The following is a 23,487-nucleotide window of genomic DNA, read 5'->3' on the forward strand; positions in this document are numbered from 1 at the left end:
GTGGCCTTGCCCACTCGCCGGCTTTCCTTCTATCCATTGCTGCGCGCCATGTCCTTGAGTTCACCGGGCATTTGCGCTGCCGACATCCACCTGTCAACGCAACGGACACGCAATCCATGTCAAATTCGAGCGCCAGCACGACCACCTCTCTGACAGCGGACCGGCCCATCGAGGCCCTGACCGGACTCAGAATCTTTCTTGCCTTGTGGGTTGTCACCCGGCATCTGTTCCATTCTTTCGGCGATCCCGCATTTTTCGATCTGGGCGCATCCGTGGCGCTTTTCGATAAAGGCTATATGGGCGTGGACGGTTTTTTTATTCTGAGCGGCTTCATTCTGGCTTACAACTATGCCAGCGGACGTGCGTTCAGTTACCGTGACTTCATCAGCGCGCGTTTTGCACGTGTTTATCCGGTGCATATCGTCTGTCTGGTGGGCGCGGCGGCCGTCATTTTTTTCAAGGAACATCATCTTCACAAACATATCATCGGCACGGATCAAAACACGTGGACGGGTCTTGCGCAGAACATCGTCCTGCTTAACGCGTGGTCGATGAACACCATCACCGGTTGGAACGATGTAGCGTGGTCGGTCAGCGCCGAATGGTTTGCTTATGTGTTCTTTCCGATATTCGTGCTGCTCGTGCCCGCGCGCAATCGCGTGCTTGCGCTGATCGCGTTACTGTTGCCCATTGCCGCATTGGTGTGGCTCGAATGGCGCTCGCCCGATCATCTTTCGCTGCCGGGCGGCCTTAGCCGGCTCGTGCCGGAATTCTATGCGGGCGTGCTGCTGTGCCGCATCAGAAAGCTCATGAACTTCGCTAATTTGCCGATCATCTCGGGCCTCGTGGCGCTTGTGCTGATCAACGTAGGCGTGGTGGTGAACAGCGATGCGTTGAGCGTGGTCGGGCTGGGCGCACTCGTCTTTGCGCTGTCCTCGCGCGCGGATCTGCTGACACGTCCCCTCTCTTTAAGCTGGGTGGTTTATCTCGGCGAGGTGTCGTACTGCATGTACATGATCCAGCGCTTCCCGCTGGATATCCTGTCCTTCGCGAGAAAGAACGTCACGGCCATCGGGCATCTGCCACAAGCGGTTCAGTTCGTCGTGTACATGGCGGCGCTGACAGGTGGCGGGATGCTGGTTCATCACCTCATCGAAACGCCTGCGCGACGGTGGATAAATCAGCGCTTGCGGCATCGTCAGCATAAGCAGGCATCGAACGATGATGTCGCCGGTGTCAGCTTCTCTTTCACGCCGGATGCCTCTGAGCGACGGCTGTCGCGTGAAACTCACGAGTAAGCACGAATAATCGAGGCATGCCGCAGGCATGAGTTGTGCGAAAGCCTCTGCATTCGCAGTCGTTTGCAGAGGGTTTCGCCATGTCTACCGTCTCTCCCGCCTATCGTTATCGCTCCCGATTCGCCACCGCCATTTTCGACTGGCTGAATCCTATTCCGTACGGCCTCTTTGTCGGCACGCTGATCTTCGACATTGTCTATGCGATCACGCGTAACGTGTTCTGGGGCAAAGGCGCGGCATGGCTCGTGACAGCGGCGCTTCTGTTTGCGATCGTTCCGCGCTTCATCAATCTCGGGCATGTATGGATTGGGCGACAGCGCGTGGTCAGCAGACGCGAGAAGCTCGACTTCTGGCTGAACCTCGTTGGTATCGTTGCGGCCATCATCAATGCATTCGTGCATAGCCGCGACGCGTATGGCATGGTGCCGCTCAATGTGATTCTTTCCGTGGTGACGGTGTTCTTCCTGAGTCTCGGTCAACTCGTGCTTGCGTTCGACAAGTTCGGTCACGGGGAGAACCGCCATGAATAAGCTTATCTCAGGGCTTGTGATCGCAGTCTTCATTAGCGGATGCAACGAACACGCTGTGTACGACGCGGAACATCAGGCCGGCGCGAACCCGCCCATGCCGGCCGCACGCAATTTCCTCGCACCGCCGATGCAAGTGCCCGAATACGTGGGATGGCGCAACGGCGAAATGCCGAAGGTCGCGGATGGTTTGAAGATCGAGAGGATTGCTTCCGGACTGGTGCATCCGCGCCAAGTCTATTCGCTGCCCAATGGCGATATTCTGGTGGCCGAATCCAATAGCCCGGACAAGGAGGCCGTCACCACGCCCAAGCAACTCATTGCCGGATTGATTTCGGGCCGCTCAGGCAAGAAGGCGAAGGGTGCGAATCGCATTACGTTATTGCGCAAGCGAGGCGATGGAAGCGGGGAATGGGACAAACATGTATTCATCGATCATCTGCATTCGCCTTTTGGCATGCAACTGGTGGGCGATACGCTTTACGTCGCGGATACGGATGCGATTCTTAAGTTCCCCTACAAGACTGGTGAAACGAACATCGCGGAAAAGGGAGTGGAACTCACCGATTTGCCGGACACGGTGAACCATCACTGGACCAAAGCGCTGCTTGCAAGTCCCGATGGGAAGAAACTCTATGTAGGCGTGGGGTCTAACAGCAACGTGGGCGAGAACGGTCTGGATGTCGAGTACCGGCGCGCGAACGTTCTTGAAATCGATGTGGCAACGGGCGGCAGCCGCATTTACGCGGCGGGTATTCGCAATCCAACGGGTCTGCAATGGGAACCGCAAACCGGACAGCTTTGGGCCGTCGCCAACGAGCGCGACGAAATAGGCGCGGACCTCGTGCCCGATTATCTGACCTCGGTGCATGAAGGCGCGTTCTATGGGTGGCCCTATAGCTACTACGGTCAGCATGTCGATCCGCGCGCGCAGCCGCAGCGTCCCGATCTTGTCGCCAAGGCGATCGCGCCGGATTACGCGATTGGATCCCACGTCGCGCCGCTTGGCCTGACCTTCTATACGGGGAGCAATTTGCCTGCGCAGTATCGCGGGGGTGCGTTCATCGGCGAGCATGGAAGTTGGGATCGCTCGCCGCTTTCGGGCTATTCGGTGGACTTCGTCACGTTCGATCACGGCAAGCCCGTGGGCGCGCCGAAGCATGTCGTGACCGGCTTTGCATCGAGCGATGAAAAGGAACTCTATGGCGCGCCCGTGGGCGTTGCGCAGGACCGCGACGGCGCGCTCGTGATCGCGGACGATGTAGGCAACACAGTATGGCGCGTGACCCGGGCGGGAAGTTAAGCCGTAGTGCTTATCGAAATGCTTGCCGCCGCGTCTTGAGCCATCCCCACACGCGCGCCGCGATCAACCTGTAAGGCGGATTGGCGAACAGGAGCAGCGAGCCTAGCGTGAGGCATCCGCAAACGAGGAACGTGCCGCGATAACCGAGCGCGGCCACGAGCACGCCGGACAGGACACCCGAGAGAATCGAGCCGACGCGCGATGAATTGAAGAACAGCGCAGTCGCGGCGCCGGGCGTACGGGGCATGAGGTCTTGCATGTAGGTCATGCCGAGACACGACGTGACGGCCACCACGAAGGCGTTGAATGCCTGCATCGGAATGAGAAAGGTGATGCTTTGCGACGATGCCACCGCCACGAAATAGACCATGTGCACTGCCGCGCACGATGCGAGCCACTTTTGCTTGGACAGACGCGCGCCCCGTGCGCCGAGCCAGAGCATCATCGGGATTTCGAGCAGTGCGCCCAGGCCAAGCATGATGGATACGTCTATGCGCGAGCCATGCATGCCGTGTACGACGTAGAGCGGCAGCACGATCATCGTTGCATTCGCGGCGAGTCCGATGAGCGTGAGCGCCACTACCGAACGCCAGATCTCCGCGCGCGATCCTTGCACGCCTTCGTGCGGTGGCGGGGTTTCATCGGACTCGGGCGCGGTGACTTCGAGCAGTGTGGACGGGTCGCCAGCGTAGTGTGCGGGCGCGCTGTGCGGATCGCCTTTCGGCGAATCGTGCATGCGCCAGACGATTGCACCGCACGCCGCGAAGCATGCTGCCGCGAACAGGAACAGTCCATGAAAACCGACGCCTGCAAGCACGAGCGCGCCCACGGACGGCCCGAATACCCACGCCATTGAGAGCACCGTGCGCAGTGTGGCGAGCGCGAAGGCGCGTTCGCTTGCGTCATCGACGGGTAGGGCTGTGCGCGCGAAGGAGAACACAAGCGACATGGCGGCGCCGCCGGCGCCTAGAAATGCAACGCCGATTGCCACCAATGCGGAATAGTTGCGCACCAGGCACAGCAGGATGAAACCTAACGCTGAAGCGATTAATGCCGACAACAGCAATTCGCGGTGATGTCCGCGGCTATCGGACCATTTACCTGCGAGCGCGCTGGCGACCACGCCGCTGGCCGCGATCAGCGTCATGAAGATGCCGAGTTGAAGTGGCGTCATGTCGGCTTGTTCCACGCTGAATAGCGATAGATACGGCGCGGTGAAGGACATGGCTACGCCGAGCATCAAGGTTGCGGCGGATAAGGGAACGAAGAACGGGATTTTGGTGAGGGTGAGGAGGCGGGTGTTCATGCGGAGGGGGATTTTTTGCTGTGGTGGTTATGCCGAGGCGGGGCTTATTATGCGCTGCATTTTGGTTGTGGGCTGGTGGTTTTTCGTGGAAGGGGCTTCTGTTGGTTGTGGTGTTTATTCAGTAGCCGCCTCCCCGGCGGGGGGTAACTTTCTTTGCTGCTGCAAAGAAAGTCACCAAAGAAAGCAGCTTTTTACACCATGCACGCTGGCTGGAGAGGGTTGGTCTGGATTAACAATGCAGTGGCCGCAATAGGACTTGCCACGCATAACGAGTCGCTTAGGCAACCTGGCGATTGCGCGCTCGAATCCTTGAGTCTTAGTGGATCGCGCTCATTCTTTCGGCCATGCGCTTCGCGCGCCGAGAACGTAAGAACGGAACCCCGCAGCGTATGAGCGCCCAGCCACATCAAACTACATCGCACCCATCCCATTGGGCACTACCTTGGTTAGCACTTCCATAAAGCGACACACCGAAAGCGTTAGGCTTTGCTCGAAGTGCTGACTAAGGTAGGGCCGAATAGCAAAAGAGCGGAGAAGCGTGAGGTGGCTGGGCGCTGATACGCTGCGGGATTCCGTTCTTACGTTCTCGGCGCGCGCAGCGCATGGCCGAAAGAATGAATGCGGTCCACTAAGACCAAAGGATTCGGGCGCGTAATCGCTAGGTTGCCTAAGCGGCTTGTTATGCGTGGCAAGCCCTATTGCGGCCACTGCATCGGGTAATCGAGACCAACCCTCTCCAGCCATCGTGCATGGGTTGAAAAGCTGCTTTCTTTGGTGACTTTCTTTGCAGCAGCAAAGAAAGTTACCCCCCCGCCGGGGAGGCGGCTACTGCAATAAAGACACAACCAACAGAAGCCCCTTCCACAACAAACCAACGCCCAAGGAAACATAAAAATTTCTTGCTTCTCAAGCAAACCATTCCAATTCCCCACCTCGTACCATAACCGGAGCGTGCAAACCAGCCAAAAACAACCCCATGATCGAGCAGAACGAAAAGACCACAACGGGTCCGACGATCCGCCTCCACCCCAACGACAACATCGTCATAGCCCGCACCGACGTGCCATTCGGAACCCTCATCGATGCAACGCAAGACATAAAGAGCCGAAGCCAGATCACCGCAGGCTACAAAATCGCCACGAGGCAAATACAAAAAGGCGAACCCATCCGCAAATACAACGTGGTAATTGGCTTTGCAGCAGCAGAAATTCCGGCGGGCACGCTCGTCCACAGCCACAACGTGGAATTTCGCGATTTCGACCGCGACTACGCCTACAGCCGCGATTACCAAGCAGTCGAAATGCTCCCCAAAGAACGCCGCGCCACATTCGAAGGCATCGTGCGCGCAGACGGCAACGTGGCCACGCGCAACTACATCGGCATTCTGGCGACAGTGAATTGCTCGGCCACGGTCGTGCATAAAATCGCGGAATGGTTCACGCCGGAACGGCTCGCGGATTATCCCAACGTAGACGGCGTCGTGGCCTTCAGTCATTCGATCGGCTGCGGCATGGAGATGAGCGGCGAGCCCATGGCGCTTCTGCGCCGAACCATGGCCGGCTACGCGCGACACGCGAATCTCGCGGCGGCATTGATCGTCGGGCTGGGTTGCGAACGCAATCAGCTGCAAGGTCTGCTCGATCAGGAAGGCTTGTCTCCGAACGCTCGTCTGCATACGTTCACCATGCAGGAGACCGGTGGCACGCGCAAGACGATCGAGGCGGGCATCGAGGCCGTCAAGGCGCTGCTGCCAAAGGCTAACGACATAAAACGCAGTACCGTCGATGCAAGCCATCTGAAAATCGGCCTGCAATGCGGCGGCTCGGACGGCTTCTCGTCGATCAGCGCGAATCCCGCGCTCGGCGCCGCAATGGACATGCTCGTGCGGCATGGCGGCACGGCCATTCTGTCGGAAACGCCCGAGGTCTACGGCGTCGAACACACGCTCACCTGCCGCGCCGTGACGCGGGAAGTCGGCGAGAAACTCGTCGAACGCATTCGCTGGTGGAAGGACGCGTATTCGGTGGGCCGCGACGTGCAGATCAACGGAAAGGTCAGTCCCGGCAATCAGGTGGGCGGCCTCGCGAACATCTTCGAGAAGTCCATCGGCTCGTCGATGAAAGGCGGCACCACGCCGCTGATGGAGGTCTATCGTTACGCGGAACCGGTCACGCAACATGGCCTCGTCTTCATGGATACGCCCGGCTTCGATCCCGTATCTGCAACAGGGCAGATCGCAGGCGGCGCGAACCTGATCGCCTTCACGACAGGACGCGGCTCCATGTTCGGTGCGAAACCCGTGCCCTCGATCAAGCTCGCCACCAACACGCCGATGTATCGACGTCTCACCGAAGACATGGATTTGAATTGTGGCGCGATTCTCGACGGCGAAGCGACCATCGAGAGCATGGGGCAGGCGATCTTCGATGTACTGCTCGCGACCGCATCCGGCAAGCGCTCGAAAAGTGAATTGCTCGGGCTGGGCGATCATGAATTCGTGCCTTGGCAAATTGGCATCATGAGTTGATTTCTTAGCACTAAAACAGCATGACCTTCGGCGGCCGAAGGATGCAGGCCGCTTCATAAAACAAGACTCAAGGAGACGTATGAAGCACGGCAAATACCGCTATGTGGTCGCGGGCCTGCTATTCACGGCCGGCGCGATCAACTACATGGACCGCGCGGCGCTCGGCATCGTCGCGCCTATCGTGGGCAAGTCGCTTGAGCTCTCACCGTCGCAACTCGGCATTATCTTCAGCAGCTTCTTCGTCGGCTATTCGATCTTCTCGTTTCTCGGCGGTTATTTCGCGGACAAATGGGGCACCGTGCGCGTGTTCACGTACGCAATGGGACTGTGGTCGATCTTCTGCGGACTGACCGCGGCAGCGACGGGCTTCGTCTCACTGTTGCTGTGCCGCGTGTTTTTCGGCATCGGCGAAGGTCCGATGAGTTCGAATACCAATCGCACGATATCGAACTGGTTTCCGCGTCACGAAACCTCGACGATGATCGGCTTCACGTTCTCCGGTCAAACGCTTGGCAATGCGATCGCTGGGCCGGTCGTCGGGCTCATCGCGTATGCCTTCGATTGGCGCACGTCGTTTATCGTGATCGCGGTGCTCGGCTTTCTGTGGCTCGGATTGTGGCGCATCTTCGTGACGGACAAGCCCTCGCAAAACGCGCGCGTGAATGACGATGAACGCCGCCTGATCGACGAAAGCCGCGCGGTGGCCGAAGCGGCCAATGTCGAGGACGACGGCATGACGCTAGGCGCATATCTTCGTCGTCCGAGCACGCTGGCGCTCGGTGCGGGCTTGTTCGCCGTGAATTACACGCAGTACGTATTTATTTCTTGGCTGCCGAGCTATCTCACGAACGTGATGCATCTGGAGTTGAAGCAGATGAGCATCATCACGTCGATTCCGTGGATATGCGGCGCAATCGGCTATTTCGGCGGCGGGCTGGTTGGCGACTGGATTTATCGTCGCATGGACGATCCCGTGAAGGCGCGCAAGCTGGTCGCGACCATTCCGCTCGCGTTGTCGGGCGTGGCCGTGTTGAGCATCACGTCCGCGACTTCGCTTGCCGCAGCGGTCGGGTTGATCGCGGCGGCGCTGCTGTTTCTCACGGGATCGTGCCAGGCCATCTGGGCGATTCAGCATGAGATCTTGCCGCTGCACCGGCAAGGGGGCGTGGGCGGTTTCATTCACTTTTTGAGTAATCTGTCCGGCATCATCGGGCCGGCGTTGACGGGCTTTCTCATTCAATACTTCGGTGGCTATCACAGCGCGTTTTTGTTCGGAGCGCTGATCGATTTCACCGGCGTCATCGCAATGGTGCTGTTCGTGCATAACCGGCGCGCGTCGCAACTCGGCGTCGCGAGCCAGCCTTTGCGTTGAGGAGAACACGCATGAAACGGGTTTTAATCACGGGTGCGGCGGGGCATATCGGACGCGCGTTGCGCGCGGGTCTTCAATCGCACTATGTCCTGCGTCTCGCGGATATCGCGCCGCAAGCGCCCGCGGGCAAGAACGAGGAAATCGTGCACGCGGATATCACGCGACCCGACGAACTTCGCGACATCATGCAAGGTGTCGATGCCGTGGTGCATCTCGCGGGCATTCCCGACGAAGACACATGGGAGAAGATCCGCGACATGAATATCGACGGCTGCTACAACGTATTCGAAGCGGCGCGGCAGGCAGGCGTGAAGCGCGTCGTGTTCGCGAGCTCGAATCATGCGGTGGGGTTTCATCGCCGGGACCGCATGATCGACGATAACGTTCCGCTCAGGCCGGATAGCCGCTATGGCGTGTCGAAAGTTTTCGGTGAAGCGTTGGGACGTCTTTATGCGGACAAGCATGGCATGTCCGTGGCGTGCATGCGGATCGGTTCGTTTCGTCCGGACGATATGCCGAGCGCGCCGCGTCATCTCTATTCGTGGATCAGCCATCGCGACATGGTGCAGCTAACGCGTTGCTGTCTGGATGCGCCGGATTATCACTTCGTGATCGTATATGGCGTGTCAGACAATGCGCGCAATCGTTGGAGCAATGCGAATGCGCGTGCCTTGGGCTATCGTCCGCAAGACGATGCGCAAACCCATGAGGCTCGGATCATGGCGTCGGGCGAGAAAGAAGATGAAACCGAAGCGCTTTTTCATGGCGGTTTCGGTTGTCTGGTGGAATTCGACGGAGATCCTTCGCGCATCAGTTGAAGGCATAAAAACAAGGAGACGACATGACGATGTTCGACGAGAAGCGTCGTAAAACGCTCAAGGCAATGGGTGCGCTCATCGCTTTGAGCGGATGCGCGCAGACACCGGCTGTTAAATGGTCCACTGGCACCGAACGCGCCACGCTCAAGATGCCGGTCAACGCAACCGACAGTCATCATCATATTTACGATCATCGCTATCCGTGGGCGCCGGAAGCCACGCTCAAGCCGGGCGATGCGACCGTCGACGATTATCGACAGCTTCAGGCGCGCATCGGCACGACGCGCAATGTGATCGTTCAGCCTTCGAGTTATGGCGTCGATAATCGTTTGTTGATCGAATCGATTGCGCGCTTCGACGGGCGTGCTCGAGGCATTGCGGTCGTCAATACGAGTGTCACGCAGGAAGAATTGATCGCGTTGCATCGAGGTGGCGTGCGAGGCATTCGCTTCAATCTCGCGCCGCCGGGCACGACCACGCTCGACATGGTGAAGCCGCTTGCCGCGCGTATCGCGCCGATGGGTTGGCATGTTCAGGTGAATGCGCCGTCGGCGTTTTTGCTTCAGGCGCGCAGCACGTGGTACGACTTGCCGTGCCCTGTCGTGTTCGATCACCTCGCGCATGTGCCGGAGCCGGATGCGGTACATCAACCGGGCTTTCAGATGGTGGCCGACTTGCTGACGAGTGGCAAGGCGTATGTGAAGCTCATCGGCTTCTATAACGAAACACGCGTGGGGCCGCCGACGTATGCGGACAGCGTGGCGCTTGCCTCGGCATTTGCGAAGGTCGCACCGGATCGCATGCTGTGGGGAAGCGACTGGCCGCATCCGACTGAACAGCCGCTCAATAGGATTCCCGACGATGCATTGCTCACCGATCTCTTCGCGCAGGTGGTGAGCGACGAAGCGACGCGGAAAATGATTCTGGTGGATACGCCGGCGAAACTCTATCAATTCTAGTTTCTATCAAGAACTCGAGCTTGATTGAATTCGGTATGCTCCAACTCATTCAAGACGCGTGCAAGAACCTCATCCCAGTTGCCGCGTTCTTTCTGCGTGAAGATACACATGCCGGGATACCACGGACTGTCGTCGCGATTGCGAAGCCATCGCCAGCAGCCGGCAAACCGATTCAATAGCCAGATCGGTTTGCCCATTGCGGCTGCAAGATGAGCAACGGACGTGTCGACTGAGATGACGAGATCCAGACATTCGATAAGTGCCGCAGTGTCGGCGAAATCCTTCATCTCGTCCATCCAGTCGATGATGTTTGCGCGCTGGTGGGGCTTGAGTGCCTTCTCAGGGCTCTCTGCTTTCTGCAAGCTCACCCAGCAAGCGCCAGGCCATTCGAGCAGCACGCCTATCTGGTCGAGAAAAATGCTTCTCCATCTGTCCGCCTCGTGGCTTCCATGCCCGCCCGCCCACGCGAGTCCGATTCGTGGTTGCTTTGAATTGCAGATCTTTTCGAGGCGCGATGAAAATTTCTTGACGGTGCGACGCTCCGCGAATAAATAGGGTACCGCGGCCGGTATGCTTTCCAGATCGGTTTCGAATGCCCTCGGCAATGACATAAGTGAGATGTATCGATTCCACGCCCAGAAGTCGCTGGGCATATCGCCGAGAAAAACCAGATTGGGCCAGTGCTTGCTGAATGAGTCGACAAGTAAGCGTCTCAACGGTTTGGGACATACGAATCCTACCTCCGCGAACAACGCCGACACCTTCGGCAAATAGCGACAAAATTGAAGTGCGTCGCCATACCCTTGCTCGGCCACGACGAGCAAGCGTTGGCTACTGCAATCGGCGCGCGTGCCGTCCCACGGTCGTATTGGGAACGCTGGCGTCACATTCTGCTCCTTCCCGGATTCCGAAAGCATGCCGGCCCAGCGATGTTCGAAATGCGGCCATGCTTGCTTGAATCGGCCCAAGGAAAGCAGGGCGCGGGCGAAATTCAAGCGCGTTTTGCCTTGGCTCGGATCGATTGCGACCGCCTGTTCATAGTGTGCGATTGCCGCTTCGACTTCATCCTTCTGAGACAGATAAAAGCCCAGATGGCGATGCGCATCGGCGTGTTCCGGTGTCAGACGCAGTGCCTGTCTGTAGGCTTCTGCTGCCTCGTCGTTTCGCTCATCGAGGCGAAGGGCGTCGCCCAAGCTGGAGAACAAACCCGATCTGCTCTGCGGCGAAGTGTGTTCGATCGGGATGGCGAGTCCGCTGCGCGCGACGGTCGCTGCGCGCTCGAACTCTCCGCATTGCACGAGCGCCACCGACAGGGCCAAAAGAGCGTCGGCGCCTGGAATACCCTGAGCGACTTCCTCGAAGCATACTTTTGCATCCCGTGGACGCTCAGTCGACAGCGCGATCATTCCCTTGAGATATAACGCCTGCATGCGTTGCTCGATTTCGCTGCACTTTGCAAGGCACGCTTCCAGATGCGTTGAGGCAGAATCCGACAAGCCCTTTTGATATGCCTCGACCGACAGGCGGTAGTGGCAATGACCACTATCACTAGAGAATTTCAAAACATTCATACACACACCACTCGTACTATGGATTGTTCCAAAAGTCACTGGAGCATGGGTGCCCCAACGAAATTGCGCTTATTGAATGTAGCTGCAGCAATGTTTCTATTCGACGCGACTATTTAATTCAGAGATCTGGGCCTCGGTCAGTATCGTATTCGATGAAACGCAGTTGAGTGGCGACTCGGCATTCGCGCTCGACCAGACGCAATCATAGGGCGTCGTTTCAGTTCGAACTCCGATTGAATTCGGTATGCTCCAACTCATTCAAAACGCGAGCAAAAACCTCATCCCAGTTGCCGCGTTCTTTCTGCGTGAAGATACGCATGCCCGGATACCAGGGACTGTCGTCGCGGTTATGTAACCATCGCCAGCAGCCGGCAAACCTATTTAATAGCCACACTGGTTTGCCCATTGCGGCTGCCAGATGAGCAACGGACGTGTCGACTGAGATGACGAGATCAAGGCAAGCAATGAGCGCCGCGGTGTCCGCGAAATCCTTCATCTCGTCCATCCAGTCGATGATATTTTCGCGCTGTTGGGGTTTGAGTGCCTTCTCACCGCTATCTGGCTTCTGCAGGCTCACCCAGCAAGCGCCAGGCCATTCGAGCAGCTTGCCAATCTGATCGGTAGCAATGCTTCGCCATTGGTCTGCATTCAGGCCTCCGCGTCCGCCTGCCCACACGAGGCCGATTTTTGGGTGTTTCGGTATCCCGATCTTTGCAAGCCGGGATGCGAATCTCTTGACCGCGCGAGGCTCGGCGAATAGATAGGGAATGGCGGCCGGTACGCTTTCCACATCGGTGTCGAACGCCATCGGCATCGAAAGGAGCGAGATGGTGCGGTCCCAGGCCCAGCATTCCGTGGGTATATCATCCAGAAGAATGAGATTCGGGCAATGCTTGCTGAACGAGTCGGCGAGCACGCGTTTCAACGGTTTGGGACATACGAAGCCCACTTCCTCAAATAATGCCGATGCCGTCAACAGATAGCGGCAAAACTGAATCGTGTCGCCCAATCCCTGCTCGGGCAATACGAGCAAGCGTTGGCTACCGCAACCCTCAAGCGCGCCCTCCCATCTTTGTATGGGAAAGGTGTGTGCCGTACCCACGCGCTCCCCGGATGGCGAAACAACGCTGACCCAGCGATGTTCGAAGTGAGGCCACGCTTCCTTGAACCGTCCCGTGGCCAGTAAGGCATAGGCCAGGTTCGTGCGCGTGACGAGTCGGCTCGGATCGATCTCGACTGCCTGTAGATAGTGTTCGATGGCGGCCTGAATCTCGCCTTGTTGATGCAGATAAAAGCCCAGATGTCGATGCGCATCGGCGTGTTTCGGCGTCAGATGCAACGCCTGTCTGTAGGCATCTGCGGCTTCTTCGTATTGTTCGGCAAGGCGTAGCGCATCTCCCAGGCTAACGAAAAGTTCCGATCTGCCTTGATCCGAAATTTGTTCGTGAGGAATGGCAAGTCCGCTGCGTGCCACTGTTGCTGCGCGTTCGAACTCGCCACATTTCACCAGCGCCAAAGACAAGGCTAAAAGGGCATCGGCACTGGGAAAGTGTTGCGCGACCTGCTCAAGGCAAACCTTGGCTTCCTGACCACGCTCCAAGATCAACGCGAGCGTTCCTTTGAGGTATAGCGACTGAATGCGCTGTTGGACTTCGCTGCATGTCGAAAGGCACGCGTCTATATGTGTCCACGCAGAATCCCACGAACCCTTCTGATACGCATCGACGGCCGAACTGTAGTGGCAATTCTCACTATGGCTGGAACAATTAAAACCATTCATACACTTGCTAACCGTTGCTATAAATTGTTCCGGAAATCACCGGAGCATGGGTGCTGCAATGACATTACGTTTACCGGACGTTTTCAACGCAACTGTTTCAGCGCGTTGAATTGTCTTGGAGTCGATGAAAATCAACTGCGTGCCCGATCCAGCGGAATTATAGGCGGTTGTTTCAGTACTTGGATGCGCGTCAGCCTGTCACCGGCGTAAGCGCCTTCCCGCTTGCGAAGAACGCCACCACGTTATCCACCGTCAGCCGCGCCATCGCTATTCGCGTTTCATGCGTGGCGCTGCCGATATGCGGACTCATCACGACGTTTTCCAACTCACGCAAGGCCGACATGCCGAGCGGTTCGTGTTCGAACACATCGAGCGCGGCGCCTGCGATGGCGTGACGTTTCAATGCATCGACGAGCGCGTTCTCGTCCACTACCGAGCCGCGCGCGATGTTGACGAGAAATCCCTTGGGCCCGAGCGCATCGAGCACGGTCGCATCGATGAGATGCCGCGTCTCGCTTCCGCCCGGACAGCTTGCGATCAACACATCGGACCAGCGCGCAAGCTCCACGACTTGCGCGAACCACTCGTGAGAAAGCGCCTGTCGCGTGCGGCCGAAATACGCGATCTCGACATCGAAGGGCAAAAGGCGCCGTGCGATTTCCCGACCGATGCGGCCCATCCCCACGATGCCCACCCGCTTGCCCGCAAGACTCGATCCGAGCGCGAACGCGCCGCGTTCCCATGCGCGGTCACGGACGAATCGATCCGCGCGTGGCAGTTGCCGCAGCAACGCCAGCAGCAGACCGATAGTCAATTCGGCAACGGCCGCATTGAGCAAGTCCGGCGTATTCGTCACTTCGATACCACGCTCACGCGCAAAGCCCACGGGAATGCGATCGAAGCCGACACCGCTCGTCGCGATGATCCTGAGCGATGGCAAGCGCTCGATCAACGCGTGATCGATGTCGTAGTTCGAGCGCGTGACGATCGCGCCTATGCGTTGACGCAACGCATCGTCGGCATCGATATCTTCCAGCTTGAAAAGATTCAAGCGTTCTTCGATCAATGCATGCGCAATGGAAGGAAATTCGCCGATCCGCAATACAGGCGGCAAGATGAAATCGTCGTTGTGCATGATTATTTATTGACGAGCCGTGCCGGCACGAACACGAGTATGAGCAGCGCCGACAACGCAAGAGAAGCCGCCACCACGAAAAGCCCCGACGACAGTGAATGCGTCATCGTCTTGAGCCAGCCGATCACGGCGGGACTGATGAAGCCCGCCAGATTACCCGTGCAATTGATGAGCGCGATGCCCGCAGCCGCGCCCGTGCCGCCGAGAAACGCGGTAGGCAGCGCCCAGAACATCGGCAGCGCGGTGATGACACCTGCGGTTGCCAACGTCAGTCCCGCGACCGACATCGCGGAGGACGACCCGAACATCGCGCAGATCACGAACCCGCAACCGGCGAGCAATGCAGGTGCAGCGACATGCCAGCGCCGTTCGCGTGTCTGGTCGGCGTGTTTGCCGGTGACGATCATGGCGACGAGTGCCACGGAGTAGGGAATCATCGTCAGGAGTCCGATGATGAACGCGTCCTCGATACCCGTCGAGCGAAGAATCGTCGGCTGCCAGAAGCCGATGGCGTACGAACCCATCACGATGCCAAAGAGGATCAGGCACATGAGATAGACGCGCGCCGAGGTGAACACGGCGCGCACGGAGCCGTGCGTTTGCGTGGCCGTATCGGCGGCGATTTCATCGAGAATCACGCGCTTTTCCGGCTCGGAAAGCCATGTTGCATCGGCCACGCGGTCATCGAGATGACGCAGGATCAGAATGCCGAGCACGATCGACGGCACCGCCTCGATGATGAACAGCCATTGCCAGCCGGCGAGCCCGCCTGCATTGTGCATGGAATGCATGATCCAGCCCGATGCGGGACCGCCGATCAGCCCCGACACGGGATTGCCCGCCATAAGCAGCGCCACCATTTTCCCGCGCCGGTGCGACGGAAACCAGTACGTGAGATACAGCACCATGCCCGGAAAGAAGCCCGCTTCCGCCACGCCGAGCATGAAGCGCACGGCGTAAAACTCCATGGGCGTGGAAACCCAGGCGGTAGCCATCGACAAGAGCGCCCACGTAATCATGATGCGCGCAATCCAACGCCGCGCACCGATCTTATGCAACAACAAATTACTTGGTACTTCGAAGAAGAAATAGCCGACAAAGAAAAGCCCCGCGCCCAAACCATAAACCGCTTCGCTCAAATGCAATGCATTGAGCATCTGCAACTTGGCGAAGCCGACATTCACGCGATCCAGATACGCGACCACATAACCCACGAACAGCAGCGGCATGAAGCGCCATGCGACACGGCGAAAGAGTGAATCGGCCTCGCTCGATTCGATGGAAACAGGCAGTGAGGAACTGTCGGACAAGGTTGTCTCCGTGTTTATGTTTTTATATGGGGTGCTGCTCAGTGCGACGTTTCCGCGTGCAACGCAAGCCTGTCTGCATGTGGAATGCGAAAGCCGATCGCTTCCAGCGCGCTTTCGAGTTGAGCGCGCTGCGTGGCATCGAGTTCGACCAGCGGCGCGCGTAGGTTCGCCCACGCTTCGTCGCCCGATTGCCATGCAATGGCCGCTTTCATCGCGGCGATCATCGGAAAGCGCTGGAACACGGCGCGCGTTTCGTCGAGACGGCGTTGTTGCGCGGGTGCATCGACGGCTTGCCACTCACGCGCGAGCTTCGCGATGGCCGCTGCATTCACGTTGCCCGTCGCGGTAATGCAACCTGCGCCGCCCGCTTCGAGCGTGCGCAGCAAGAATGTCTCGCTGCCCGCGAAGACTTCGAAGCCCGCTTGCGCGAATGCATCGATCATGGCGGACGTGTTGTTCCAGTCGCCCGAACTGTCCTTGATGCCTGCAATGGTTCCCGGATAAGCCTTCAACAATCGTTCGATGAGCGAAAGACTCAAGGGCACCTGTGCGACGGGCGGAATGTGATAGAGATAGATCCTGAGACGGGCATCGCCGACGGCATCGATCACGGTTGAGAATGCGCGATACAGGCCTTCGTCGCTGACGCCCTTGTAGTAGAACGGCGGCAGCATGAGCACGCCGCCGCATCCGTTTGCGACTGCATGGCGCGTGAGTTCGATCGTGTCCGGCAATGCGCATGCACCGGTGCCGGGCATCATGCGTGTGGCGGGCAAGCCTGCGCCGATCAACGCATCGAGCAAGCCGCGCTTCTCTGCGACGGACAATGAGTTGGCTTCCGAATTCGTGCCGAAGACCGCGAGACCCACATCGTCGTCGAGCAAGGCGCGGCAATGGCGAATGAAACGCTGCGCCGATGGCGTGCCGTCATGCTCGAAGGGCGTGAGAACGGGCGATAAAGCGCCATGAAAGGTGGCGGACATGAGGGCGTCTCCCTTGATTTGTGGATGATCGCGCTCAGTATCGCTTTGGGTTGAATGGAGATGAATCGAGGGGGGCTTGCTTCAAAGGCAAAAAATTTTTATGTCTTGGAGGTGGGTTTGGGGGTGTTAGTCGATGCTTGGCCTTATCGGATCGCGTTGGGTGAGGTGTTGTTGACTTGTTATGGAAAGGGCTTCTGTTTTTTGTGCTTTTTGTTCAGTAGCCGCCTCCCCGGCGGGGGGGTAACTTTCTTTGCTGCTGCAAAGAAAGTCACCAAAGAAAGCAGCTTTTCAACCCATGCACGATGGCTGGAAAGTGTTGGTCTGGATTAACCCATACATTGGCCGCAATAGGACCTGCCACGCATGACAAGCCGCTTAGGCAACCTCGCGATTACGCGCTCCAACTCTCTAGTCTAAGTGGACCGCATTCATTCAATCGGCCATGCGCTGCGCGCGCCGAGAGCTTTAGAACGGAATCCCGCAGCGTATCAGCGCCCAGCCACATCACGCTTCTCCGCTCTTTTGCTATTCGGCCCTACCTTAGTCAGCACTTCGAGCAAAACCTAACGCTTTCGGTGTGCCGCTTTACGGAAGTGCTAACCAAGGTAGTGCCCGATGGGATGGGGGCGATGTAGTTTGATGTAGCTGGGCGCTCATACGCTGCGGGGTTCCGTTCTTACGTTCTCGGCGCGCGCAGCGCATGGCCGAAAGCATGAGCGCGGACCACTGAGCGTTGGTTATTTGAGCGCGTGATCGCTAGGTTGCCTAAGCGGCGAGTTATGCGCGAGAGGTTCTATCGCGGCCACCGCATGGTTAATTCAGACCACACTTTCCAGCCATCGTGCATGGTGTAAAAAGCTGCTTTCTTTGGTGACTTTCTTTGCAGCAGCAAAGAAAGTTACCCCCCCGCCGGGGAGGCGGCTACTGAATAAACAGCACAAAAACCAGCAGCCCCTTGCAAAAAAGCACAACCAAGACCAAATCGCCAAAAGAAAAACTCAACGCTTAGGCGTAACCCCACGCATCTCCACCGCACGCAAAAAATCAAAATCGACGCCTTTATCCGCTTGAGTAACCGTATCAAGAAAGAGCTTGCGATACCCACGCTCCGCTGTCGGAACAGAAACCGGACCCTGTGCCGCCCGCGCTGCGAGTTCTTCATCGCTAACTAAAAGACTAATGTCCCGCTTAGCCACGCTTAAACGAACACGATCACCACTCTGCACATAAGCAAGCGGCCCGCCTATGGCCGATTCCGGCGTCACATGCAGCACGATCGTGCCGAACGCGGTCCCGCTCATGCGGCCATCGGAAATACGCACCATGTCTTTAACGCCTGCGGTTGCGAGCTTGCGTGGAATGGGAATGTAGCCCGCCTCAGGCATGCCGGGCGCACCTTTGGGGCCGATATTCTTGAGCACGAGAACATCATCGGCGGTCACGTCCAACTCGTCGGAATCGATGCGCGCAGCAAGGTCCGCCGCATTCTCGAACACAACCGCACGGCCTTCGTGCTCCATGAGTTTCGCATCGGCCGCAGACTGTTTGATGATCGCACCACCCGGCGCAAGATTGCCTTGCAGCACCGCAATGCCGCCTTGCGGAAAGATCGGATTATCGAAAGGACGCACCACGTCCTGTTTGAACGCAGGCCCGGCCGCTTCGATTTCCTCGCCGAGCGTGCGGCCCGTGATCGTCAAAGCATCCAGATTCAGCAGGGGCTTGAGCTCACGTAGCAACGTGGTCATGCCACCCGCCTTATGAAAATCCTCCATGTAATGCGCGCCCGAAGGCTTCAGATCGACGAGCACGGGCGTCTCGCGTCCCATGCGGTCCAGCGCCTTCAGATCGACGTCATAACCCATGCGCCCCGCAATCGCCGTCAGATGTACGATGCCGTTCGTCGACCCGCCAATGGCAAGCAATACGCGCATGGCATTTTCAAACGCTTCCGCAGTCAAAATCTTGTCGATGCTCAAGCCGTCGCGCGCCATCTGCACGGCCTGCGTGCCGCTCATTTCCGCAATGCGCATGCGGTCCGATGTCACCGCCGGCGGCGATGCACCGCCCGGCATCGTCATGCCGAGTGCTTCCGCTATGCAGGCCATCGTGCTGGCCGTGCCCATCACCGAACATGTGCCCACGCTCGCCACGAGCTGATTGTTGACGGCGGCGATCTCCGTCTCGTCGATCTCTTCCGCGCGAAAACGTCCCCAGTAGCGGCGGCAATCCGTGCATGCGCCGACTCTTTCACCGCGATGCGCGCCCGTCAGCATCGACCCCGTTATGAGTTGAATGGCCGGAATGCCTGCGGAAGCCGCGCCCATCAATTGCGCGGGCACAGTCTTGTCGCAACCGCCGATCAGCACGACCGCGTCCATCGGCTGCGCGCGGATCATCTCCTCGGTATCGATCGACATGAGGTTGCGCAAATACATGCTGGTGGGCTGCGAGAACGATTCCGCAATCGAGATGGTAGGGAAGTCCATCGGCAGGCCGCCTGCGAGCATCACGCCGCGTTTGACGGCTTCAATAAGCTGTGGCGCGTTGCCATGACACGGGTTGTACGCGCTGCCCGTATTGACGATGCCGATCACCGACCTGTCCAGCGCGCTGTCCGTATAGCCCGCGCCTTTGATGAACGCCTTGCGCAAAAAAAGCGAGAAGCCGTTGTCTCCATAGCTCGTCAACGATTTGCGCAAACCGCCGGGTTGCGCGGCTTGTTCATCGTCGGGCTTCTTCTTGAATGTGTCGGTCATGATGCCGCCGTCTCCTGTGGGGTTGAGCGCATTATCGCGGCTGGCGCGTGCTCTCGCGACCCGCTCGCGCTTGCTTCAAAGCATAGAAGTTTTATTGTCCCAACGTCACGATCGCTTGAGTCTCGGTTGACCTTGACGCGCATGTTCGATGGATTCCGCCGCGCCCAGAAACGCCTGCACGAGCCGAATACGCGCGCACGACCGTCCCCATAACAAGCCAACGAGGCGTCTCGGCGCGATATGCGGCAAGCTCCATTTGCGCACGGAAATGCCCACATATTCGTTCGGCGCCCAGTCCGGCACGAGCGATACGCCGAGCCCGCGATCCACCAGCGTGGCGATGGCGGCCAGCCCGTCGAGTTCGCATCGCTGATGCGGCTTGATGCCGTGCTGACGCAAATACGCATCCGCAAGCTGCCCGCCCACGACATTACGATCGTAACGAATAAAAGGTTCTGACAGCAGCGTGGCATGAACATCGGTGACATGCATGGATGCAGGCGTGAGCAGCACGAGCGGTTCCGAGCGGAACGTGTGCCAGTCGCAACTCTTGGGCATGTTGAACAACGGTTGCGCGATGACCGCAGCATCGAGATCGCCGGTCGTCACCTTGCGATAAAGATCGAGCGATGTGCCCGGCTCCAGATAGAAATCCATCTGCGGATGACGGTCCAGCAGCACGGAAAGCGCATCGGGAATGAGGCTGCCCATCATCGTCGCCATGCCGCCCAGGCGCAGTTGCCCGGCAAGCTGACCCGTATCTTCGATATCCGAGCGCAGATCGCGTATATCGTGAAGCACGGCGCGCGCACGCGCCAGAATACGCTCGCCCGCTTCGGTCGCGCCGACCGTGCGGCCCGAGCGGCGCACGAGCGTGGTGCCGAGTTCGGCTTCGAGCATCTTGACGCGCTGCGCGACAGCGGCGGGCGTCAGATCGAGCCGGCGCGCGGCCTCCGCGATGGAACCGAGTTCGACGACGAACACGAAACTCTGCAGATAGCGCGAGTCCATCGATAAAAAAAGTTGGGTTTGAAGAAGCCAAAGGATACTTCTTCCAAGGCCTTCATGCCTGCACACTAGGGACATCCATAAGACGAAGGAGACGAACGTCATGCCCATCATCGAATCGATTGCTGTATGCACGGCCGCCGTGCCGCTGGATCGCGTCACGTCGTTTTCCACGCGCACCGTGTCCGAGCGTCACTACGGCTTAGTGAAAGTGCGTTCGACGGATGGCGTGGAAGGCATCGGGTTTTGTTATGTCGGCAGCGCAGCGGGCGAGTTGCTGACGATTGCCGTCGAACAATTGCTTGCGCCCGTGTTGATCGGCAAGGACTCGTATGCCGTCGAAGCGCTCTGGCAGGCGATGTACAACGAAGCCTTGCTGCAAGGTCGAGCGGGTACGGTCATGCGCGCGCTTTCGATTCTCGACATCGCGCTGTGGGATTTGAACGCGCGCACGCATAACGTGGCGCTGCATAAATACCTCGGCGCGAACGAACTCGAAAGCGTGCCCGGCTATGCAAGTGGCGGTTATTACCTCGATGGCAAGACGCCTGAAAAGCTCGGCGAGGAAATGGCGGGTTACGTCGAAAAGGGCTTTCGTGCAGTGAAGATGAAAGGCGGACGCCTCTCGCCGCAGGAAGAAGAACGCCGCGTGAAAGCCGCGCGCGAAGCCGTCGGTCCCGATGTAGAACTGATGATCGACATGAACAACGGCTGGACCGATTTAACGCAGGCCTTGCAGCACGTGCGCCGCTTCGAGCAATACGATCCGTATTTCATCGAGGAACCGTTTTCACCCGACGATATCGATAATCACGCGCGCCTCGCCAAAGCCACGCGCATTCCGGTGGCGACAGGCGAGATTGGTTACGGGCGCTGGTATCACAAGGAATTGCTGGACAAGAGCGCAGCAGCCATTCTTCAAACCGATGCGGCCGTGTGCGGCGGCATCACCGAATGGCGCAGGATTGCGGCGACGGCGGCGAGTTACGGTGTCGTGATGTGCCCGCACTGGTTCCACGATCTTCACGCGCCGCTCGTTGCCGCAACGCCGAATGCGCGTTACGTCGAGTTCTTCTGGGACGATCAGGTGCTCAACTTCCGCAAGCTCGTGGACCGGCAGCTATCGCACAAGAATGGACGCATCACGTTGCACGATGCGCCGGGACTCGGCTTCTCCTTCGATGAAAAACAAGTGTCGAAGTACGGGCAATGGAAGCAGGTCAAACGCGCTTAATGTCCCGTGTCGCCTAGCGGCACGAAGATATACCCTTGTCCCCACACCGTCTGAACATAACGCGGCTGCGACGGATCGGTTTCCAGCAAGCGACGCAGCCGCCAGATGGACACATCCAGACTCCGGTCACGATATGAATGGCTGCCACGCATGCGCTCGTTGAGTTGCGCACGCGTGAGCACCGTCATTTCGTGATTGATGAGCAACTTGAGCAGCGCGAATTCCGCCGAACGCAGCGGCACGCGCGCGCCATCGCGACGCATTTCCCGCGCGCTGAAATCCACCTCGAACGGACCGAAACGATAAGCCGGACGCAACTCCGGCGCAGCGAGCGCATCCGGCCGGCGCCGACGCAAAATCGAGCGGATGCGCGCATGCAGTTCGCGCGGATCGAAAGGTTTCGGCAGGTAATCGTCCGCGCCGAGTTCGAGGCCAATCACGCGGTCGATCACATCCGAACGAGCGGTCAGAAGAATCACCGGAATATCCTCGCCCGCCGCGCGTAATTCGCGCAGCGCGGTAATGCCGTCCTTGCCGGGCATCATCACGTCGAGCACGATCATCGAAGGCCGCTCGGTTTCGATACGGCTCTTGATTCCCGCACCATCGTGCAGCACCGACACGGCGTAACCGTGTTCCTGAAGATATTCGCGAACGTGGTCGCGCACCACGGGGTCGTCATCGACCATGAGCACATGTTGGTTCATGCGGCGCATTCTAGGGCGCTTCGCCTTACTTGCGCGATACGTCGAGGCTTCCCGAATCTTTCTACTTAACGCATCGTGACGCCTCGTAAGAAACGGTAATCGCCCGGCATTTCATTAGACGTGCGTGATACCCGCGCACGCCCTTACAATTTCAAGATGGCTATCTCCGTCCTTATCGTCGATGACGATCCCGTGGTGCGCGATCTGCTGCGCGGCTTCCTGCATGAACATGACATGCAGGTGTCCGTGTTGCACGACGGCAGCGGGCTCATGCGGCGGCTCGAACTGGAGCGGCCGTCCATCGTCGTGCTGGATATCATGATGCCGAACACGGACGGCCTGCGTGCCTTGCGCGAACTGCGCGCAAGCGGCGACGATATTCCTGTCATCTTTCTGACGGCGCTCGGCAGCGTGAACGACAAAATCGCCGGTCTGTCGCTCGGCGCGGACGATTACCTCGCCAAACCTTTCGATCCACGTGAATTGCTTGCGCGCATCGAGACGGTGCTGCGGCGGCGCGCGGTCGTACCAAGCAGGCCGGAGCGCGTCGCGCGCGAACGTATCGGGCGTTTCGAACTGGATTTCATGACGCGTTCGCTCGTGGATGGAGACGAGCGCATTCCGTTGCGCGACAGTGAATTCGCGCTGCTGAAGATTTTCATCAAGCATCCGTACAAGGTGCTGTCGCGCGTGCTCATTCACGATTTGCTGCGTGGCGGCGATATCGAATTCCGCGATCGCGGGCTGGATGTGCCGATCTGGCGTCTGCGCCGTCTCATCGAGGACGATCCTTCGAATCCGCGCCATGTTCAGACCGTGCGCGGGCAGGGCTACGTGTTCGTGCCGGATGGAGATGACGCCGTGTCCGATCCGCGCGTCGCGTGAATGCC

At 58.6% G+C, this 23,487-nt stretch carries 19 protein-coding genes; 10 read left to right on the forward strand and 9 right to left on the reverse strand.

The features are described from left to right. Positions 1-116 precede the first annotated feature (116 nt). The 3 genes from ACZCWR_RS31420 to ACZCWR_RS31430 all read left to right on the forward strand — a co-directional run bounded on the left by ACZCWR_RS31420 (position 117) and on the right by ACZCWR_RS31430 (position 3,128). Positions 117-1,298: an acyltransferase family protein gene (locus ACZCWR_RS31420; protein ID WP_487306585.1), complete on the forward strand. Its 1,182-nt coding sequence runs from the start codon at positions 117-119 to the stop codon at positions 1,296-1,298. Positions 1,299-1,378: 80 nt separating this feature from the next. After that, positions 1,379-1,828: a DUF2231 domain-containing protein gene (locus ACZCWR_RS31425; RefSeq protein ID WP_487306586.1), complete on the forward strand. Its 450-nt coding sequence runs from the start codon at positions 1,379-1,381 to the stop codon at positions 1,826-1,828. Next, the gene (locus ACZCWR_RS31430; protein ID WP_487306587.1) at positions 1,821-3,128 is read left to right on the forward strand and encodes a PQQ-dependent sugar dehydrogenase; all 1,308 of its coding nucleotides are present in this window, start codon (positions 1,821-1,823) and stop codon (positions 3,126-3,128) included. The genes ACZCWR_RS31425 and ACZCWR_RS31430 overlap by 8 nt, the downstream gene beginning before the upstream one ends. Positions 3,129-3,138: 10 nt before the next feature. On the opposite strand, the gene ACZCWR_RS31435 is transcribed toward ACZCWR_RS31430, so the two are convergent. Then, entirely contained in the window at positions 3,139-4,434 is a 1,296-nt protein-coding gene (locus tag ACZCWR_RS31435) for a sugar efflux transporter (protein WP_487306588.1), read from the reverse strand. 976 nt (positions 4,435-5,410) lie between these two features. Between ACZCWR_RS31435 and ACZCWR_RS31440 the strand changes: the two genes are divergently transcribed. The 4 genes from ACZCWR_RS31440 to ACZCWR_RS31455 all read left to right on the forward strand — a co-directional run bounded on the left by ACZCWR_RS31440 (position 5,411) and on the right by ACZCWR_RS31455 (position 10,110). Continuing rightward, complete coding sequence (locus ACZCWR_RS31440; protein ID WP_487306589.1) at positions 5,411-6,961, forward strand: UxaA family hydrolase; 1,551 nt, start codon at positions 5,411-5,413, stop codon at positions 6,959-6,961. Between the two features lie 79 nt (positions 6,962-7,040). Next, positions 7,041-8,333, forward strand: a complete 1,293-nt coding sequence (locus tag ACZCWR_RS31445; protein ID WP_487306590.1) for an MFS transporter — start codon at positions 7,041-7,043, stop codon at positions 8,331-8,333. A gap of 11 nt (positions 8,334-8,344) precedes the next feature. After that, on the forward strand, positions 8,345-9,151 hold the full coding sequence (locus tag ACZCWR_RS31450; protein ID WP_487306591.1) for an NAD-dependent epimerase/dehydratase family protein: 807 nt from the start codon (positions 8,345-8,347) through the stop codon (positions 9,149-9,151). Positions 9,152-9,174: 23 nt separating this feature from the next. Further along, on the forward strand, positions 9,175-10,110 hold the full coding sequence (locus ACZCWR_RS31455) for an amidohydrolase family protein (RefSeq protein ID WP_487306592.1): 936 nt from the start codon (positions 9,175-9,177) through the stop codon (positions 10,108-10,110). Here the strand turns inward: ACZCWR_RS31455 and ACZCWR_RS31460 are convergent. The 5 genes from ACZCWR_RS31460 to ACZCWR_RS31480 form a co-directional block, all read right to left on the reverse strand. Beyond that, entirely contained in the window at positions 10,107-11,681 is a 1,575-nt protein-coding gene (locus ACZCWR_RS31460) for a tetratricopeptide repeat protein (RefSeq protein WP_487306593.1), read from the reverse strand. The genes ACZCWR_RS31455 and ACZCWR_RS31460 overlap by 4 nt on opposite strands. 217 nt (positions 11,682-11,898) lie before the next feature. Further along, a complete protein-coding gene (locus tag ACZCWR_RS31465; RefSeq protein WP_487306594.1) occupies positions 11,899-13,287 on the reverse strand; it encodes a tetratricopeptide repeat protein in 1,389 nt (462 codons plus the stop codon). 364 nt (positions 13,288-13,651) lie between these two features. Continuing rightward, complete coding sequence (locus tag ACZCWR_RS31470; RefSeq protein ID WP_487306595.1) at positions 13,652-14,596, reverse strand: 2-hydroxyacid dehydrogenase; 945 nt, start codon at positions 14,594-14,596, stop codon at positions 13,652-13,654. A 2-nt stretch (positions 14,597-14,598) separates the two neighbouring features. Continuing rightward, a complete protein-coding gene (locus ACZCWR_RS31475; protein WP_487306596.1) occupies positions 14,599-15,906 on the reverse strand; it encodes an MFS transporter in 1,308 nt (435 codons plus the stop codon). Positions 15,907-15,944: 38 nt separating this feature from the next. Beyond that, positions 15,945-16,889, reverse strand: a complete 945-nt coding sequence (locus tag ACZCWR_RS31480) for a dihydrodipicolinate synthase family protein (protein ID WP_487306597.1) — start codon at positions 16,887-16,889, stop codon at positions 15,945-15,947. Between the two features lie 54 nt (positions 16,890-16,943). On the opposite strand from ACZCWR_RS31480, the gene ACZCWR_RS31485 reads away from it, so the two are divergent. Continuing rightward, positions 16,944-17,219, forward strand: a complete 276-nt coding sequence (locus tag ACZCWR_RS31485) for a hypothetical protein (protein WP_487306598.1) — start codon at positions 16,944-16,946, stop codon at positions 17,217-17,219. 668 nt (positions 17,220-17,887) lie between these two features. On the opposite strand, the gene ACZCWR_RS31490 is transcribed toward ACZCWR_RS31485, so the two are convergent. Further along, positions 17,888-19,648 carry an IlvD/Edd family dehydratase gene (locus tag ACZCWR_RS31490; RefSeq protein ID WP_487306599.1) on the reverse strand — a complete coding sequence of 587 codons (1,761 nt, stop codon included), beginning with the start codon at positions 19,646-19,648 and terminating at the stop codon, positions 17,888-17,890. A gap of 105 nt (positions 19,649-19,753) precedes the next feature. After that, a complete protein-coding gene (locus ACZCWR_RS31495; RefSeq protein WP_487306600.1) occupies positions 19,754-20,659 on the reverse strand; it encodes a LysR substrate-binding domain-containing protein in 906 nt (301 codons plus the stop codon). Between the two features lie 100 nt (positions 20,660-20,759). Here ACZCWR_RS31495 and ACZCWR_RS31500 point away from each other — a divergent pair, with 100 nt between their 5' ends. Then, positions 20,760-21,890 (forward strand): mandelate racemase/muconate lactonizing enzyme family protein, encoded by a 1,131-nt coding sequence (locus ACZCWR_RS31500; RefSeq protein WP_487306601.1) that lies wholly within the window; start codon positions 20,760-20,762, stop codon positions 21,888-21,890. Here ACZCWR_RS31500 and ACZCWR_RS31505 read toward each other — a convergent pair. Continuing rightward, on the reverse strand, positions 21,887-22,597 hold the full coding sequence (locus ACZCWR_RS31505; protein WP_487306602.1) for a response regulator: 711 nt from the start codon (positions 22,595-22,597) through the stop codon (positions 21,887-21,889). The two genes, ACZCWR_RS31500 and ACZCWR_RS31505, sit on opposite strands and share 4 nt — an antisense overlap. A gap of 156 nt (positions 22,598-22,753) precedes the next feature. On the opposite strand from ACZCWR_RS31505, the gene ACZCWR_RS31510 reads away from it, so the two are divergent. Next, on the forward strand, positions 22,754-23,482 hold the full coding sequence (locus ACZCWR_RS31510; RefSeq protein ID WP_487306603.1) for a response regulator: 729 nt from the start codon (positions 22,754-22,756) through the stop codon (positions 23,480-23,482). Positions 23,483-23,487: the final 5 nt, after the last annotated feature.

The organism is Caballeronia sp. A2-2 (assembly GCF_057612605.2).

Excerpts from the sequence above, each read along its gene's own strand:
- ACZCWR_RS31420 (WP_487306585.1), top strand. The coding sequence starts at position 117 with ATGTCAAATTCGAGCGCCAGCACGACCACCTCTCTGACAGCGGACCGG.
- ACZCWR_RS31425 (WP_487306586.1), top strand. The coding sequence starts at position 1,379 with ATGTCTACCGTCTCTCCCGCCTATCGTTATCGCTCCCGATTCGCCACC.
- ACZCWR_RS31430 (WP_487306587.1), top strand. The coding sequence starts at position 1,821 with ATGAATAAGCTTATCTCAGGGCTTGTGATCGCAGTCTTCATTAGCGGA.
- ACZCWR_RS31435 (WP_487306588.1), bottom strand. The coding sequence starts at position 4,434 with ATGAACACCCGCCTCCTCACCCTCACCAAAATCCCGTTCTTCGTTCCC.
- ACZCWR_RS31440 (WP_487306589.1), top strand. The coding sequence starts at position 5,411 with ATGATCGAGCAGAACGAAAAGACCACAACGGGTCCGACGATCCGCCTC.
- ACZCWR_RS31445 (WP_487306590.1), top strand. The coding sequence starts at position 7,041 with ATGAAGCACGGCAAATACCGCTATGTGGTCGCGGGCCTGCTATTCACG.
- ACZCWR_RS31450 (WP_487306591.1), top strand. The coding sequence starts at position 8,345 with ATGAAACGGGTTTTAATCACGGGTGCGGCGGGGCATATCGGACGCGCG.
- ACZCWR_RS31455 (WP_487306592.1), top strand. The coding sequence starts at position 9,175 with ATGACGATGTTCGACGAGAAGCGTCGTAAAACGCTCAAGGCAATGGGT.
- ACZCWR_RS31460 (WP_487306593.1), bottom strand. The coding sequence starts at position 11,681 with ATGAATGTTTTGAAATTCTCTAGTGATAGTGGTCATTGCCACTACCGC.
- ACZCWR_RS31470 (WP_487306595.1), bottom strand. The coding sequence starts at position 14,596 with ATGCACAACGACGATTTCATCTTGCCGCCTGTATTGCGGATCGGCGAA.
- ACZCWR_RS31480 (WP_487306597.1), bottom strand. The coding sequence starts at position 16,889 with ATGTCCGCCACCTTTCATGGCGCTTTATCGCCCGTTCTCACGCCCTTC.
- ACZCWR_RS31485 (WP_487306598.1), top strand. The coding sequence starts at position 16,944 with ATGGAGATGAATCGAGGGGGGCTTGCTTCAAAGGCAAAAAATTTTTAT.
- ACZCWR_RS31490 (WP_487306599.1), bottom strand. The coding sequence starts at position 19,648 with ATGACCGACACATTCAAGAAGAAGCCCGACGATGAACAAGCCGCGCAA.
- ACZCWR_RS31495 (WP_487306600.1), bottom strand. The coding sequence starts at position 20,659 with ATGGACTCGCGCTATCTGCAGAGTTTCGTGTTCGTCGTCGAACTCGGT.
- ACZCWR_RS31500 (WP_487306601.1), top strand. The coding sequence starts at position 20,760 with ATGCCCATCATCGAATCGATTGCTGTATGCACGGCCGCCGTGCCGCTG.
- ACZCWR_RS31505 (WP_487306602.1), bottom strand. The coding sequence starts at position 22,597 with ATGAACCAACATGTGCTCATGGTCGATGACGACCCCGTGGTGCGCGAC.
- ACZCWR_RS31510 (WP_487306603.1), top strand. The coding sequence starts at position 22,754 with ATGGCTATCTCCGTCCTTATCGTCGATGACGATCCCGTGGTGCGCGAT.